Source organism: Paenibacillus sp. PSB04 (genome assembly GCF_025809195.1).
In the GTDB taxonomy this organism is placed as follows: Bacteria; Bacillota; Bacilli; order Paenibacillales; family Paenibacillaceae; genus Paenibacillus_AQ; species Paenibacillus_AQ favisporus.
Window position 1 is genome coordinate 4,377,904 of sequence record NZ_CP081301.1, and the last position, 15,735, is coordinate 4,393,638.

11 protein-coding genes are annotated in these 15,735 nt (G+C 49.8%); 8 read left to right on the top strand and 3 right to left on the bottom strand.

Features of this window, described 5'->3' with window-relative positions; genetic code table 11:
• Positions 1–28 precede the first annotated feature (28 nt).
• The gene (locus K2F33_RS20285) at positions 29–940 is read right to left on the bottom strand and encodes an EamA family transporter (protein WP_263878381.1); all 912 of its coding nucleotides are present in this window, start codon (positions 938–940) and stop codon (positions 29–31) included.
• Between the two features lie 110 nt (positions 941–1,050).
• Between K2F33_RS20285 and K2F33_RS20290 the strand changes: the two genes are divergently transcribed.
• The gene (locus K2F33_RS20290; protein ID WP_263878382.1) at positions 1,051–1,944 is read left to right on the top strand and encodes an AraC family transcriptional regulator; all 894 of its coding nucleotides are present in this window, start codon (positions 1,051–1,053) and stop codon (positions 1,942–1,944) included.
• Between the two features lie 24 nt (positions 1,945–1,968).
• Here the strand turns inward: K2F33_RS20290 and K2F33_RS20295 are convergent, their stop codons facing one another.
• A complete protein-coding gene (locus K2F33_RS20295; protein ID WP_084203939.1) occupies positions 1,969–2,859 on the bottom strand; it encodes a LysR family transcriptional regulator in 891 nt (296 codons plus the stop codon).
• Positions 2,860–2,970: 111 nt separating this feature from the next.
• Here K2F33_RS20295 and aroC point away from each other — a divergent pair, with 111 nt between their 5' ends.
• The 7 genes from aroC to K2F33_RS20330 all read left to right on the top strand — a co-directional run bounded on the left by aroC (position 2,971) and on the right by K2F33_RS20330 (position 10,407).
• Complete coding sequence (gene aroC / locus K2F33_RS20300) at positions 2,971–4,026, top strand: chorismate synthase (protein ID WP_089547812.1); 1,056 nt, start codon at positions 2,971–2,973, stop codon at positions 4,024–4,026.
• Between the two features lie 140 nt (positions 4,027–4,166).
• Positions 4,167–4,871: a hypothetical protein gene (locus K2F33_RS20305; RefSeq protein WP_263878383.1), complete on the top strand. Its 705-nt coding sequence runs from the start codon at positions 4,167–4,169 to the stop codon at positions 4,869–4,871.
• Positions 4,872–4,882: 11 nt separating this feature from the next.
• Positions 4,883–5,581: a CD3324 family protein gene (locus tag K2F33_RS33650; protein ID WP_318670989.1), complete on the top strand. Its 699-nt coding sequence runs from the start codon at positions 4,883–4,885 to the stop codon at positions 5,579–5,581.
• A gap of 150 nt (positions 5,582–5,731) precedes the next feature.
• A complete protein-coding gene (locus K2F33_RS20315; protein ID WP_263882400.1) occupies positions 5,732–6,946 on the top strand; it encodes an ATP-binding protein in 1,215 nt (404 codons plus the stop codon).
• A gap of 164 nt (positions 6,947–7,110) precedes the next feature.
• Positions 7,111–8,064: a phospho-N-acetylmuramoyl-pentapeptide-transferase gene (gene mraY / locus K2F33_RS20320; protein WP_263878385.1), complete on the top strand. Its 954-nt coding sequence runs from the start codon at positions 7,111–7,113 to the stop codon at positions 8,062–8,064.
• 122 nt (positions 8,065–8,186) lie between these two features.
• Positions 8,187–9,779, top strand: a complete 1,593-nt coding sequence (locus K2F33_RS20325; RefSeq protein ID WP_263878387.1) for an amidohydrolase — start codon at positions 8,187–8,189, stop codon at positions 9,777–9,779.
• 340 nt (positions 9,780–10,119) lie between these two features.
• On the top strand, positions 10,120–10,407 hold the full coding sequence (locus K2F33_RS20330) for a hypothetical protein (RefSeq protein ID WP_263878388.1): 288 nt from the start codon (positions 10,120–10,122) through the stop codon (positions 10,405–10,407).
• Between the two features lie 59 nt (positions 10,408–10,466).
• On the opposite strand, the gene K2F33_RS33655 is transcribed toward K2F33_RS20330, so the two are convergent.
• Positions 10,467–15,404 carry a S8 family serine peptidase gene (locus K2F33_RS33655; protein ID WP_318670991.1) on the bottom strand — a complete coding sequence of 1,646 codons (4,938 nt, stop codon included), beginning with the start codon at positions 15,402–15,404 and terminating at the stop codon, positions 10,467–10,469.
• Between the last annotated feature and the right edge of the window lie 331 nt (positions 15,405–15,735).

The window sequence follows — 15,735 nt, forward strand, 5'->3', positions numbered from 1 at the left end:
GAGAAATTCGATATATGAAAAAATCACATTAGTCGGATGAAGGTTTCTTAACCCATGCCAGAAGCAAAATTAGTCCGATGATACACGACGTACCCAGCCACTGAAAAAAACCAAAAGGCTCTTTTAACCAAAATACGGTTGTAATCACGGCGGCCAGCGGCTCCAAACTGCCTAAAAGGCTCGTTTCTTTGGGTGATAGGCTTTGTAAGCTTTCGATATAAAACCAAAATGCGACCATCGTGCCGAAAATGACCACGAAAGCAAGGTATAGATAGGCGTCGATCGTCAAGCCTGTAAAGTCGGTGTGCCATGGCGGATGGATCACACTTAAGCCCAAACCGCCGATGATCATCGCCCAACCGACAATGACGAGGGAATCGTATTGCTTCAGCAGCGGGACGGCATATAAGGTGTAGAACGCCAAGGCCGCGCCTGATAAAACACCCCAAACTACGGCTGGAACTGGCACGGAAAGCTCCGAGATCGAGCCGTTGGTTAATAAGAAGAAGCAGCCCGCTAAAGCCAGGATCACGGTGAGCAAGTCTTTTCGCGTGAAAACCATTTGCTTCCGCAGCATTAAATAGAGGATGATCATGACAGGTGCCAAATACTGCAGCAGTGTTGCCACAGCGGCATTTCCATGCTGAATCGATGCCATATACGTATATTGAACCGATAGCATGCCAACCCATCCGAAAACAATGAGCCGCAGAGCGGTCCGACGGTTTCTCCATACCCCAACGATTTGCGAGCGGTCTTTGACCCAAAATTGAATGGTTAACAGTAAAATACCGGCGATGAGCAGGCGTACCGTGACCAGTCCGTTAACATCGATTGCGGTTTGCTCAAAGAGCTTTTTGGCGACGGTGCCGCTCATTCCCCAAAATATCGCTCCTGTAATGACAAGAAATAACCCTTTTCTTCTAGCTGTTGGATTCATCGACCGATTCTCCGCTTCAAATATAATAATAGTGTTATAATAGGTGAAAAATATCGTTCGGAATACCGGAATTGGATATAAAAATATAACAATATTGAGGTGGGGGTTATTTGCAAATTAAAGATTTCAGGATTGGCGGCAATTTGAAGGAATTAACCGAGCACCGGACGGTCGTGCTTCCGGTTGCATGCTACGAAACGACGATTAACCAAAACATACACGGACATATTCCGCTTCATTGGCATGATGAATTGCAATTCGTTCGGGTTGTCCAAGGGGAAGCCGAGTTCCAAATTAACGAAGAGAAGCTCGTTGTTCGGCAAGGGGAAGGGGTCTTCATCAACAGCGGCTGCCTGCACATGGCGGAAGATCGGAACGCATCGGGCTGCGTGTATATTTGCCTCAATGTCTCACCTGACTTTGTCGTATCACGGGAGCTATATGCAGCCTATGTGGCTCCATATATTCAAGCGACCAATCTGCCTTATTTATACATCGACCCTAATCAGGCTTGGGGCGCCAATATTTTAGATGCCTTGGTGAACATTCATCAATGGATTCAGCGTCAACCGCCATACTTTGAACTGGATATGACGATGCAGCTGACTTTCATTTGGAAAAACCTGATCCTGAACGGATTTCAACTGCAATATGACCAGGTGGAAGCTGTAAAAAACGAGCGGATGAAGCAGATGTTGAGCTGGATCGATAACCATTACGCCGAAAAAATCGCGTTAAATGATATTGCCAGAGCCGGTCAATTGAGCCGCTCGGAATGCTGCCGCTATTTTAAGCGAATGCTCCATACGACTCCGCTGAATTATGTGACTGATTACAGACTTCAGAAAAGCGCAGTCCTCCTGCAGCAAGCTGATTCCAGCATTACCGAGGTGGCCTACCAAGTTGGATTTAACAGCACCAGCTACTTTATAGAAAAATTCAGAAAGGCAATGAAGATGACACCACTTGCTTACAGGAAATCAAAAATGGATGCACGTTCATAATTGGAACGGGGCGAGGACAGCCGGTCAAAGAGACCGGCTGCTTTGTATGTTCAAAAAGGCCTCTGCGGCGAGCGACAGAGACGAATGCTTTCTGACAGCTACGCCTACGTGCCGGTCCGGCAGCGGAACTTCCATAGAAAGCTCCAATAAAGCGCCCTCATCGATTTTAGAAGCTACAAACGCTCTCGGCAAAATAGCTGCGCCATACCCCCGCTCGGCAAACTCCGCCAGCATATCCAAGCTGTTCAGCTCGAAATCGGCCGCCGCTTCCACGCCTTGGGACTGAAACCAGGCTTCGATATAGGAGCGGGTCGCACTTCCCTGGGACAGCATTAACAGGGGAAGCTCGGCCAATTGTGCAGCGGACAAGGGGGCTTCTGCCAGAGCGGCAAAGGGTTTCCCCGCCACCACACCATACGGCGAGACAAAAGTATCCACGACCTGAATTTCCGCATCCTTCACTGGAAGATAAACGTAGCCCAGATCAAGTAAGCCCTGCTGTAACTGCTCCAATATCTGACCGGTCTTTTGCTGCGAGACTTGAACCCGGATGTTGGGGTATTGGGACCGGAAAATATCGAGTAGAGGAACGATATAGTCGCGGATGATCGCTCCGTTGGCACCGATCCGCAACCGCCCTTCGTTCAGCTGTCCCAGCTGCTTCATGTATCGTTCGGCGTAATCCAGTTTATCGAATACTTGTCTGACTTGATCGTACAAGGCATGCCCTTCTTCTGTTAAAACGATTCCTTTGGATAAGCGGTCGAACAGCTTAACTCCAAGCGCGTCTTCCAGCTGCTTGATCGCATAACTGACGGAGGGCTGTGTCATATTTAAGCGCTGGGCGGCTTTCGTCATATTCAAGGTTTCCGAAGCGTGAAGAAAAATCCGGTACCATTCCGTGTTAATCATCATTTGGCATCAATCCATTCTATGGCAAGAGTCGAATATTACAATTTCATTTATTACAAGTATACCTCTAAACTAGTACATAACGACACTACATGATATATGAGGGGGATTTTTATGCCGGGAAGTACTTTTGGCGAACGGTTTAAAATGACGACGTTTGGTGAATCGCATGGAGAAGCCATTGGCGTCATTATTGAAGGCGTCACTCCAGGCCTTGAACTGAACGAGGACGATATTCAGGTTCAGATGGACCGCAGAAAGCCGGGACAGTCTTCGGTCACAACGCCGCGTAAAGAATATGATAAGGTCCGGATTTTATCCGGTGTGTTTGAAGGCCGGACAACAGGGACTCCGCTCAGCGTGATGTTGAACAATACGGACATGCGTCCGTCCGCATACGATGACATCAAACAGATGTATCGCCCGGGGCACGCGGATTTTTCTTACGATCAGAAATATGGCATTCGGGACTACCGGGGCAGCGGGAGGGCTTCCGGAAGGGAAACTGCGGCACGGGTCGCGGCCGGAGCGGTTGCGCGGAAACTGCTGGAACGGCGGGGAGTCTCCGTCATGGCCTACACGACCGAGGTCGCCGGAATCCGCTGCGAAGCCTTCCATCCCGATGCCATCGAACGAAATCCTGTTCGCGCCTGTGATCCTGAAGCGGCGGCGAAGATGATTGAGCGGATCGAACAACTCGCGGCAGAGGGCGACAGCTGCGGCGGCATCGTTGAATGCCGGATCAGCGGCGCTGCGGCAGGGCTTGGGGAGCCTGTGTTTGATAAGCTGGACGCCGATCTGGCCAAGGCCATGCTTTCGATCGGCGCGATCAAAGGGATCGAGTTCGGAACCGGTTTCCAGGCGGCATCCATGCTGGGAAGCGAACACAACGATCAAATGGACGAGAACGGGTTCATCACGAACCATGCCGGAGGCGTTATCGGTGGAATCAGCACCGGGGCCGACATCATTTTCCGGGTTGTCGTGAAACCGACTTCGTCGATTTCCAAGCCCCAGCGAACCGTAGATACGGAAGGAAACGAAAGGGAAATCACAACGATCGGAAGGCATGATCCGTGCATCTGTCCGCGGGTTGTACCCGTGATTGAAGCTATGGCCTGTATGGTGATCGAAGATCACTATAAAAGACAAGCGGCGCTGCTGTACTAGCCTCATTCGAGGGTAAAGTTGACTTAACCTATTCATTGCCTATATCCGTTACATGATCAAGTGGTATGATTACGACAGATCAGGGGCGCGCAGCTGATACTGAAACATCAATCATTTGTGTATGTAAAGGAGATCTGCACATGAGTAAAGATCATATCATTAAGTCCATGCTTTCCGAACAGGTGAGCATGACACCAAACGGATTTCCCGCCGATGCGTTAAATCCGCAGCAATTTGCCAAAGTCTACGAATTGTTTTTTGACAGCATCTTAAAAATCAGCGCATCAGATATAACGGGCGTCGAAGGCTACGGTGAGTTCGATGAGAATTGTAAAACGGAGTACAGCACCTGCAGGGAGTTTCTCGTTGACACATTCGCGAATGATAAAGAAGGGTATTGGTATCATTGGAAAGAGCTCTATGATACGACGCTTCTGGATCGTGATTTTGTCGACAAATACTTGATGGAGATGGAAGCCAGAATCGAGTATTGTGAAGGCAGACGTTATTTAGTGAACAATAATACGTTTTTTGAAATTATGATTACCGATGGAAAAACGCAGGTTGGTTTCCCGGACTGGAGCCGGTCCGGCATATGCGATTTCCTTCTGGATTTTGCCATTATGGACTTAAATAAGCCCTATTTGAACATCCCAGAATTGTTATTCGAATATTGCGGTAAACGAAACATCGTCATCCCGGATTTTAAAGAAAGATTTTTATGTATGGCGTATTATAAGGGAATCGATGTGTTGCGGTGGCATGCGTCGATCGATGACGAGGAATCGTGCATGTCCATCATGAAATCCATCAGCGAACTGAAGGATCGAATTTACGCTATATAAAAGGTGATCGTATGAAATATGAAAATGCCGGCGAGGTCCTGCCTGAGGAGCTGCTGAAAGAAATCCAGAAATACGCCGCCGGGAAACTGCTGTATATACCGAAGGGTGAGGAGAAAAAAGGCTGGGGAGAAACGTCCGGCTACCGGGATCGCCTGCAGAGGCGAAATGTGATGATCCGCAACAAATATGCCAACGGGATGACGGTTTCGGAGCTTGCGGACGAGTACTTCTTATCCCTGGATTCCATAAAGAAAATCATTTATTCGAAGAAACATGACAGGCATATCACTTATGCTCCGACGGTACGCTCGGCAGTACAATATGCGAATAACGGGCTGCTGGAAGAATGGATTCAGTGCTACCTGATGCTTACGAGGCAGGTGGCTTCGGCTCTCCATGATTATTCAGGAGAGAAGAATCACTATTTTGGCGTCGTTAAGTTTCCATTACGCCTGATTCAGATGGATGGAATAAAGCTAGAGGCAGATGATTCGGCTGAAGCAGATGATTACGCTGCGGATCTTCCGCCTCTTCTTATTGAATATGAAAGAGGCAAATTTTACTGTATCGAACAGAAAGGACTGTTCGCCAGACTAAAACGGCGAAAAGTAAATGCTTATTCCACAATCATTGTCTTAAAGGAATCGGCCGATTATAAAAGGTTCATGAAGCACTATGGTCACGCGCTGTTTTTTATAGATCATGCATAATGAGCGAGGATGCGGAAAAATTTACAATTTAATGAGAAGGAATTTATCCTGGGCCCCGAGAATGCTTATTTACCACAATCGAAGGGGCTACAGGGAATGCATATCGAATCCAACCTAATCCTCAATGTATTCATTATATTACTGCCTATCATGTTCTACCGTTTTGTGTGTAAATCGAATAAAACCGTGCTCTATTTCCTGCTGTTTCTTATACCTATAATTATTACAATGTCGTTCCCCGTCAAAGTGTTTAATACGTTTTTAGATTTGCGGGGAATACCGCTTGTGGTGGGCTCCTTATACGGCGGGGTGTACAGCGCCTTACTGTTATTCGCCAGCGCAATTATTTATCGACAAGTATTGGGTGACATTCATATTGTTTATTATACGTTGTCCCTATTGCCTACATTGGTGCTCGTATACCTGGCGATTCCAGCATTTAACCGTGGGAGCTTCATGAAGCGGATGCTGATCGTGTTGGGCCTTTGCTTTTTTCTACGGATTACCGTCTTAAATATTTATTATTTGCTGGATAGCAATCCATCGTATTTCCTGCACTCCTTTGTGCCATCCCTGCCAATCGTTCTGATGCAGTGCGCGATATCGGTTCTATTGGTGTACATATTGGAAACGGTCCGTCGCGACGTCAAAATTCAAGAAGAGATGATCGAAGCCGAGAAGCTGAAGGTCGTCAGCGAAATCGCCGCATCGGTCGCTCATGAAGTACGAAATCCGCTCACAACTGTGCGGGGATTTGTTCAACTATTGGGTGAGCCGTCCTTAACGGATCAGAAGCGTAAAGAATTTTCCCTCATTACCCTTGTGGAATTGGATCGGGCGGGATCGATCATTTCCGATTACCTGTCGTTAGCCAAACCTCAAAACCAGAAATTGGAAACGATTTCACTGAACGAAGAGTTTTTGGAAACCTCCCATGTGCTGAGCTCCTATGCTAATTTACAAAATGTGAAAATGGTCACCGAATTTCATTCATCCGGTACCATTTATGGAGACAAATCCAAGTTAAGGCAAGCTATCATTAATTTGTGCAAAAATGCGGTTGAAGCGATGCCTGACGGCGGTACATTAACGATTAAATACTTTGTGGACGAAAGCGACAACAAAGCCAGAATCTATATCTCGGATACAGGTGTAGGCATGACGAAAGAGCAGATTCAAAGACTGGGATCCCCTTATTACTCCACCAAGTTAAAAGGCACGGGGCTCGGAACCATGGTCACTTTCAATATCATACGCGAGATGAACGGACAGATTTCGATTGAAAGCAAGGAAGGCGAAGGAACTACTTTTATCATTACATTGCCGCTGTATACCGAAAAAGAGGACGCTGCTCATAGTAAGTAACGGATGATGTAGAAGGTACATATCAAGGTACATATTTTCCATAGATGGCTTTCACAAGCAAAATGATCGCTAAGAGATTTTGACTTCGGGGAATGTTTGTCTACTTATCCGAATTATTTATAATGTAAGGAAACCATATTTTTCAATGAGAAGGGGTTCGTCATATGTATGGAATTATGGCTGTTTCCGGCTTATCTTTCCTTCTGGTTGCCGTACTGACGCCATTGCTGATTTGGACCTTGCGCAGGCTGAAGCTGACGCAGCCGATCCGCGCTGAGCTTCCGGCAGATCATCAAGCCAAACGCGGTACGCCGCTGATGGCCGGATTAATCCTGCTGATCGGGGTAGCGATTTCGCTGCAATCACAACCGGCATCCCTTATGCTGCTCCTGTGCGCTGCGTTTCTGTTGTTCAGCTCGGTCGGCTTTCTCGATGACTTTAAAAAGGCCTTCTGGCAAGACCCGGCCGGCATCTCCGGCCGTACGAAGCTGGTGCTTCAATTTGCTTTTACGGGAATTCTGTTGTATGTACTGCTCCATTCGTTTGGCGTATCGAGTGATATCGCGCTGTTTCAAGGATACCATCTGCAGCTGCCTATTTACGTATATGTGGCCATCATACTGCTGTTTGTGGTAGGTTCTGCGAATGCGATCAACTTTACGGATGGATTGGACGGGCTGCTGATCAATGTGGCGATTCCGACTTATTTTTTCTTCTTTTTGATTTCGGACAAACCTGAGGTGCAGACTTTTTCGCTGGTGATGATCGGCTGTCTGCTTGGACTTTTTCTTTACAACATCTATCCGGCAAGGGCGTTTATGGGGGACACGGGATCGATGGCGATCGGAGGGTCGCTTTCCATTTTGGCCGTCATTGAAAAGGTTGAAATATTGATCCCGATCCTGTTTTTTATCTATCTTGCGGAGCAGTTGTCGGTCATTTTGCAGGTGTGGTATTACAAAAAGACGAAGCTGCGGTTATTTCGAATGACCCCGATCCATTTCCATTTCAGTCTGAAATATGGATGGAGCGAAAACAAAATTGTTACGATCTTCGGTTTTATTTCGTGGATTTGTGTGCTGATATGCTGGCTGATCTGGAAATACATCATGCATTGAGCGATAGATTCATCTAAATGAGGAAGCAGCGGTCAAGGGACCGGCTGCTTTTTTTGTGCTATTCTTGTAGCAGTCAGATATATCGATGATTGAGCAATGTAAGCGATAGAGGAGGGAGCGTCATGGCCAAGTGCTGGACGAACGGAACCATCTACACGATGGAACAGGAACATAAGACGGTTGAAGCGGTATTGACCGAAGGAGGACGCATCATAGATGCTGGCGATACGCGGGAACTGAAAGAGAGATTTCACGGCCGGATCGACGAGGTGATCGATCTTGGCGGGGGCACCCTGTTCCCGGGATTTGTGGACAGTCATATTCACTTGATCGGCCACGGGGAGACCTTTCTCAAGCTGCAGCTTTCCGGTCTGAAGCGCCGGGGCGAGCTGCTGGACAAGATTGCCGGACAAGCCCGGCGCCTTCCGCCAGGCACGTGGATCATCGGGGAAGGATGGAACGAAAATGAGTGGGAGGAAGCGCTCCTCCCGACTAGGGTGGAGCTGGACTGGGCCGCTCCGAACCACCCCGTAATGCTGCGGCGCGTCTGCCGGCACGTGCTGACCGTCAATACACTGGCCCTGCAGGAGACCGGCGTTAATGAAGACACAGAGGTGCCAAGCGGCGGCGTCGCGGGAAAAGGCAGTGACGGACGCTTAAACGGTATTTTTAAGGAGCAGGCCCAGGATCTGATCCTGCACCGGATACCCGGCGTGACTCAGAGCTACCTGGAGACTGCGCTGACAATGGCCATTGAGGACTGCTGGAGACAGGGGATCACCGGCTGCCATACGGAAGATCTGAGCTACTATGGCGGCTGTACCCGAACGCTGCAAGCGTTCCAAAAGGTCATTACGGAGGGGCAAAAGAAATTCAGAACGCATCTTCTGATCCACCATCTTGCGCTCGATGAATGGCTCGAGGAAGGAAGGCGGCTTGTGCCTGAATCCGAGTTCCTCGAATACGGGGCGATGAAGCTGTTTGCGGACGGATCCCTGGGCGGAAGAACGGCCTTGCTCAGCCGCCCCTACGCAGATGATCCAGCCACGAGCGGCGTGGCCGTTCATTCGGATGAGGAGCTTAACCGGCTGGTGGCCAAGGCAAGAAGCGCTGGGCTTGCGGCGGCTGCGCATGCCATTGGCGACGGGGCCGCAGAGAAGGTGCTGCACGCATTGGCCGCATATCCATGCCCGGCGGGCAGGAGGGACCGGCTGATTCACGGGCAGATTTTGCGGGATGAGCTGCTGGCGCAGCTGAAGGGGCTGCCTGCTATCGTCGACATTCAGCCGAGCTTTGTCACCTCTGATTTTCCGTGGGTGCTGGACCGGGTCGGCGATGCGAAGGGGCTGCATGTATACGCTTGGCAGACACTGCTTCGCAGCGGGATTCCTTGTGCCGGCGGATCGGATGCGCCGATCGAAAGCGTCTCGCCTCTTCTTGGCATATACGCTGCCGTAACCCGTATGAAGCCGGGGGACGATCAGAGGACCGTGTATGGTTCCGATGAGCGGCTCAGCATGTATGAAGCGATCTCGCTGTATACGACAGGCAGTGCCTATGCAGCAGGGCATGAACTAGACCGGGGACGGATTCAGCGGGGATACGCCGCTGATTTTACCGTTCTGGAACGGGACCCGTTCGGCGAACCGCCGGAAACCATTTTGGAAAATAAAGTTCGGATGACGGTTGTCGATGAAACGATCGTCTACGGATAGCCTGGTGGGAAGGAACACGGCTGTTGAAGGCGAAAGAAGCGTACTTTTGCTGCTAGGTCAACTTAAGACTGGGTAAATTGAGTAGTTTTGTTCCAAAAACTCACTATATGAAAAATTCATAATAGAAAAATCATCACAACACCGACCCTAGATGATCCGAGCTATATCACCATTACAACGTACTTAACAACAGATCATTTGGAAAAAAGGAGCTGCGAAAAACCATAATTAATATGATGTTAACTTAAAGATCAAGCTTAAATGTAGGTATTCGAGCACTCCGATTATAATGGCTTAAATATTCTGATGGAGAAAGGTTCCGAGGGTACTTTGTTTCACCGTGCTCGACTGGAAGGAAGCTTTTGCCTGGAACCGGCATGCGGATCTGGGCAATATACTGCGTTATGAGGCGAACGGTTCGTGGATCGAACAGCACTTCATAAAGGCTTACGAGGTGGAGGGAATGGTTCTGGAAAAGAAATGGAGGCTTCTGTCCCATCTGGAGGACCTGGTCGCCTTATGCGACAAGCTGAGCCACTCGACGGCGGAGACGCCGAACCGGGTACAAGATTTGCGCCGATTGATCGCGGGAACGGTTTGGGGCGGGGGAAGCGCTGAATTAATATGATTGAATAAAATGAACAGGCGCTGCGGGAAAAGATCCCGTCAGCGCCTGTTTTATCGATTTTATTTGGATTGAATGTCCTGTAAAACCCGGTAAAGAATAATGCCTGCTTGAGCCCGTGTGAGTTTTCCTTTGGGGTCGAAGGAGTGATCCGGGTTACCCTGCAGATAACCTTGCTTCACAGCATATGCAATCGCGTTTAATGCCGATGGCTGAATGCTGTTTTGATCGGTAAATGCTAGTTCAGTGGCGTTCGAGTTCGAAAGATCTGCCTTGAGTGCTTGAGCGAGGAGCACTGCCAGTTCTTCCCGTGTCAGTGAATGGGCAGCACCCGTTTCGGCAGTACGGTCACCCCAAGTTTTTCCTGTGTTCAAAAGGCGGTCAAGGAGCGTAAGAAATTCTGCTTGTGTTACTTGATCATTAGGTTTGTAGGTTTCAGTCGTATCTTTGCCTGTAGCAAGATAATGGGAGGCAATGACTTCGATTTCGTCCTTGGCCCAATGATTGTTCAAATCGGCAAACGTTTTGTTGGATTCAAATGCGGCATACGAACCGGATTTGTTTAAAGAGAACGTTACCGAATTTGCCGAGTTGCTTCCTGGCTTCAGGTAAGTCCAAAGATTGTTAGAATCCACGCTGAAAATGCCTACTTTGTTCCGGTTTTTGATTTTTGCAGGATCCAGCTGCAAGGTCACAGTGACCGGTGAAGCCAGCGAAGCTGCAGGTTCGCTCAAGACAAGCGCTCCGGACACGAAGTTTGTTGTCCCGCCGGTTGGCGATTGAGCAGTACCAGCCGGATTGGATGAGTATCCCAGACCAATGGTTAACCCGTTAGATGTAATAAAGCTGGACAAATCATCTGCCGGAACCGACAGTTCCAAGCTTTTTCCTTTAATGATCAAACCTTTATTGCTTTTCGTCAGCTGATCGGCTACCGCTTTGCTAAGCTGGATATTGAGCGTACGATAGGTCTCAACGTCGGTATCGCTGATATCCAAAGTCACGGCTTTGGTATCGGCATTGCTCAATTGATTCGTTACATATGCCGCGTCTATCGATAACGAAGCCGTTTTTTGATCTCCGGAGCCCTGCTCGACCAGTGAACCAGCGATAAGCTTTTTGCCAGCAGGTACGGTGGGAGTCACGATGCTAGAACTATTGGATACCGAGCCTCCACCCGAACTACCTGTTCCAGGATTCGGATTTGGATTTGGGTCTGGGTCTGGATCAGGATTTGGATTAGGGTTTGGATCTGGGCCTGGACCCGGATCCGGGTCAGGTGTCGTGCAAGGAATCGCTGTAGATGCGACGTCTTGTTCCGCAGTCACTTCTTCGGCGGCAGGTGTTGAAGCCGAAGCGTCTAACTTGGCTGCCTTGACTTCAAAGGAGCCTGTTACATCATCAGTCAAGCCGGGGTCCGGCTGGGTGACAGGTTCATCTGCTTGGATCTGCTCGGAATCAGGTGCCTGATTTGGATCTGTACCCGTTACTTGATCTGGAGTCTGAGAACCATCTGGTTCTTCCGCAGGAGTTACCTCAATGCTTGTGCCTGTGAACTGACCGGTTTGAACTTCTTTTCCCTCTGCATTCAACAGGGTAGCTTTCGTAACTTCAAAATCGTATTGCCCCGCTTTTGTTCCTTTAAAGGTGAATTCTGCAAGTGTACCTTCTTTGACAGGGTGATTAAATTGAATGCCAAAGGTCGCTGTCTTTTTTCCATCCTTTGTGTCTGTCGACTCAGGGCTCGTTAGCGGCTCAACAGGGCCGTTTGAAGTTCCATCAATGACCGGCGTGATGTGATCCAGTTCAGTATACACATCGTAAGTTACGTTTACCGTCATGGCTTGGATTTCTTCAGAACCTTTAAAATCAACTTTTACATCGAATGGCTCATTCACCTTTGCTTGATTTGGTGTTGAAAGGGATACATCTGTATTTTTTGGCGTTTCTGGCTTTGCCGTGTACTTATAGGTTTTAACTGGTTTTGAAGATCCGTTGCCGGCATCGTCCGTGACGTAAAGGTCGATCGTATTCAGACCGTCTTCTAACGGAACTGCAATCGTATAGTTACCTTCCTCATCGATTGTTGCCGGATATTCTTTGCAGAGTTTTGTTTTGGAGACCGTATTCGTTGCCTTTATGTGGATCAGATCCTGCAGATTCGTGCCGTCGTAGAAGTAATCCAGCAGCAAATCTCCGTTAATCGTTCCTTGAAGCAAGCCGACGTTCGGCTTATCCGGATTGACGACCAGTTCATCCGGCACCGAGGCATCCGGTGCAGTGTTGTCAACCAGGAACTGCGACAGCGAGTCGGTCACTACTTCGGCGGTTTTGTCGCCTTCCTCGACCGTTACCGGAACGATGCCGTATACACCTTCCGGATCAAGGTACACGCGTTTCTTTCCTGGTGTGGTAGCGATATCCACCTTGCCGTCCCATTCATAGGAGTAATAGAACGGGTCCAGCTTGTTCTGGAAGTCGCGGTCATAGATATATCCTACGTACTCGCCGTTCCCTTCGTCATCAAAACGGTAGACGTCGAATTCGTAATCCACCAATTTTTTATTGAGTGCATAATAAAGGGTTGAGCCTTTGCCTTCGTTGGTGCTGGACAGGTAAATCGGATCGAGTTCTACGTTCGAAATATCGGCTAGGTTATAAGTTTCGCCGACATACACGCTGAACGGCACATGAAGGACATGCCCGTTTCCGGCTTGTGTAAAGATCAGCTGACCGTCATACAGGCCATCTGCGGTTCCTTCCGGAATGTTCAGGGATACGTTCAGATCGGCAGTCGATTGACCTGCGGACAGGCTTACCGATTCCGCTGCCGGTGTCAACACTGGCCCTCCGCCGTGATTCCATTTGACCTCAATCGAATAGGACTGATCCGTATTCGCAATATTTTCCACCGTCAGCTTGCGGGTGACGTCCGCTCCTGCACCCTGCAGACCGAAAGAAATGCTGCCGGAGTACGAGGTTTGGTGGGTATCGTCCTGAAGCTGAGCCGGAAGCGATTCTTCCACCTTAACGATGGCATCCGCCTCGGAAGAATTTTTCAGGTCAACGCGGCCGGCGCCTTGCTCGTTGGTGCCATACTCACGGTTATCCCGGTCTTTAATCAGAACCGCATTGTTCGTAAGCAGAGCCTTCACGTCATCCGGCTTCAGCTGAAGACCTTCTTCGCGCGTCTTCTCCAGCATGAGGGCAGCCGAACCCGCCACATGCGGAGCGGCCATGCTTGTGCCTTGCAGTTCCTCGTAAGCGTTGGTATAGTCACCGCCAAACGCTGGAATGGAAGACTTGATGCCCACGCCAGGTGCGGTAATGTCCGGCTTGATCGTATAATTCGGCAGAGCAGGACCTCTGGAGCTTAGGTCTGCGAGCAGGTCGACTTCGGCTTTATAGCCGAACGTTACGTGGTTATTGCCTTTGGCAATCTCGCTCTTCAGCTTCTTGCCGCTTTCCTGGCTGATCGTATAAGCCGGCACGACGTCTTCGGCGCCATTTAGCGTAGCTCCGCCGATTTCGCCTGGCACGTTATTGTAAATGATGACGGCCACGGCGCCGTTGGCGGCCGCGTTTTGCGCTTTCTCAGCGAAGGAGATTTCTCCGCGCTGCACAAACGCCGTTTTGCCCTTGACGTCAATGTTGGCGTAATCGGAAGTACGGCCGAGGCCGGCGTCCACAAGCTCCAAGTCCGCACCTTCCGTTTCCAGCTTCGGCGATGTCGCCGCCAGCTGGGCGTAAGTAATGCCGATGGTGTCGGAAGTGAAAATCGGCGTTTGGAGCGGCGGCGTCGAGGCGCCAACGGAAATGGCCAGCTGTGCCGCAGCCGGGCTGCCAACCGTTTCCGCATCCGGTCCTTCATTGCCGTTGGAGATAACGACGGTGACTCCCGCCAGCGCCGCGTTGTCCGCTGCGATGGCATCCGGCGTATACGAGTTGTTCATATTGGAACCCAGCGACAGGTTAATGACATCCATTCCGTCGCTGACTGCCTTTTCAATCCCGGCAATGACGTTTTCGGTCGAGCCGCTGCCATAAGGACCGAGTACGCGGTATACGTACAGATCCGATCCCGGCGCTACGCCGCGGACCCAGCCCTTGCCCGCATCGGGGTGCTCAGGGTCGCCTCGTCCGGCAACCGTTCCGGAGACATGCGTTCCATGATACGTATCATAGGTGTTGCCATTGCTGTCGAGCGGCTTGCTTGGATCCGGGAGCGTCTCCATCGGATCGGCATCGTTGTCGACAAAGTCATATCCGCCTTTGTAGGCGTCCTTCAAGCTGGGATGATTGTAGTCGATACCGGTATCAATGACGCCGACCTTAACGCCTTCTCCGTCATATCCCGAATCCCACATGTCTTCCGCACCGATCAGCGGAGCGCTTTCATCCATGTTCGGCGTCATTTCATGCCCGTCCGCAACCGGCAGGGCGTGCATTTCCTCATTCGGGAAGACCGCTTTGACGTTCGGCAGTGTCAGCAGCTTGTCCACTTCGTTCGCCGGGAGCGTCACGGAATAACCGTTAAACACTTTGGAATATTCCCGTTTGAATTTGGCGCCGGTTTTCGATAAAGCTGCCGATTTAAAGGCGCTGTGCTCCTGATTCAAAATGCTGTTGTAACTGCCGAGGGATGAACGGGCCTGTGCTCCCGGTTTGGCCTCATAGACCTTAAGCGGATCGTTCTTCAGCTGAACGATGACCGTTACCGGTTCGCTGCTGTCCGAAGGATCTACGAAGTTTTGGGGCTCATCCGGCGCCGCAGCCGCCAGGCTTTGAACAGGGGATGAAGTACCTTGGGCCGGAGGGTTAAGCTTCCAGTCCCCTTGGCGCAGGGAAGATTCCAGATGAATGGCCGAATGGTCGGCCGAACGTAGATCGGGTGCAGCAGCCGCCGACACGCTGGCGTTCGGATAGGCGACACCAATAGCCAGCAAGGCACTTAACAACAGCGTCGAATAAGTACGGATGGTCGATGAACCTTTTTTCAAAAGATGTCCTCCTTTATCGAATGAGATAGGAAATCATGCCGAAAAAACGATCCTCCTTTGCGCGAAACTAATTGAACACTAGTAAAATACATTTTTCATTTTACAATTTTTGCATTCTATTGGGATGAGACAAAAGGTTGATAGGTACTTTGGGCAGGGTGGGCGTTTGCTGTCGAGCAGAGGTGTCGAAATGCTCCAAAACGGCGCTTTCTGTGGCATAACAGATATTTTTTGCCTTATCCCATCGGTTAGATAGGTTTATAGAATCGTTATCGTAGGACTAAAGAAAGAGGGAAATGCGAAAGACCGAAAGACAAAAATCCTCTTGATC

Excerpts from the sequence above, each read along its gene's own strand:
- K2F33_RS20285 (WP_263878381.1), bottom strand. The coding sequence starts at position 940 with ATGAATCCAACAGCTAGAAGAAAAGGGTTATTTCTTGTCATTACAGGA.
- K2F33_RS20295 (WP_084203939.1), bottom strand. The coding sequence starts at position 2,859 with ATGATGATTAACACGGAATGGTACCGGATTTTTCTTCACGCTTCGGAA.
- aroC (WP_089547812.1), top strand. The coding sequence starts at position 2,971 with ATGCCGGGAAGTACTTTTGGCGAACGGTTTAAAATGACGACGTTTGGT.
- K2F33_RS20305 (WP_263878383.1), top strand. The coding sequence starts at position 4,167 with ATGAGTAAAGATCATATCATTAAGTCCATGCTTTCCGAACAGGTGAGC.
- K2F33_RS33650 (WP_318670989.1), top strand. The coding sequence starts at position 4,883 with ATGAAATATGAAAATGCCGGCGAGGTCCTGCCTGAGGAGCTGCTGAAA.
- K2F33_RS20315 (WP_263882400.1), top strand. The coding sequence starts at position 5,732 with ATGTTCTACCGTTTTGTGTGTAAATCGAATAAAACCGTGCTCTATTTC.
- mraY (WP_263878385.1), top strand. The coding sequence starts at position 7,111 with ATGTATGGAATTATGGCTGTTTCCGGCTTATCTTTCCTTCTGGTTGCC.
- K2F33_RS20325 (WP_263878387.1), top strand. The coding sequence starts at position 8,187 with ATGGCCAAGTGCTGGACGAACGGAACCATCTACACGATGGAACAGGAA.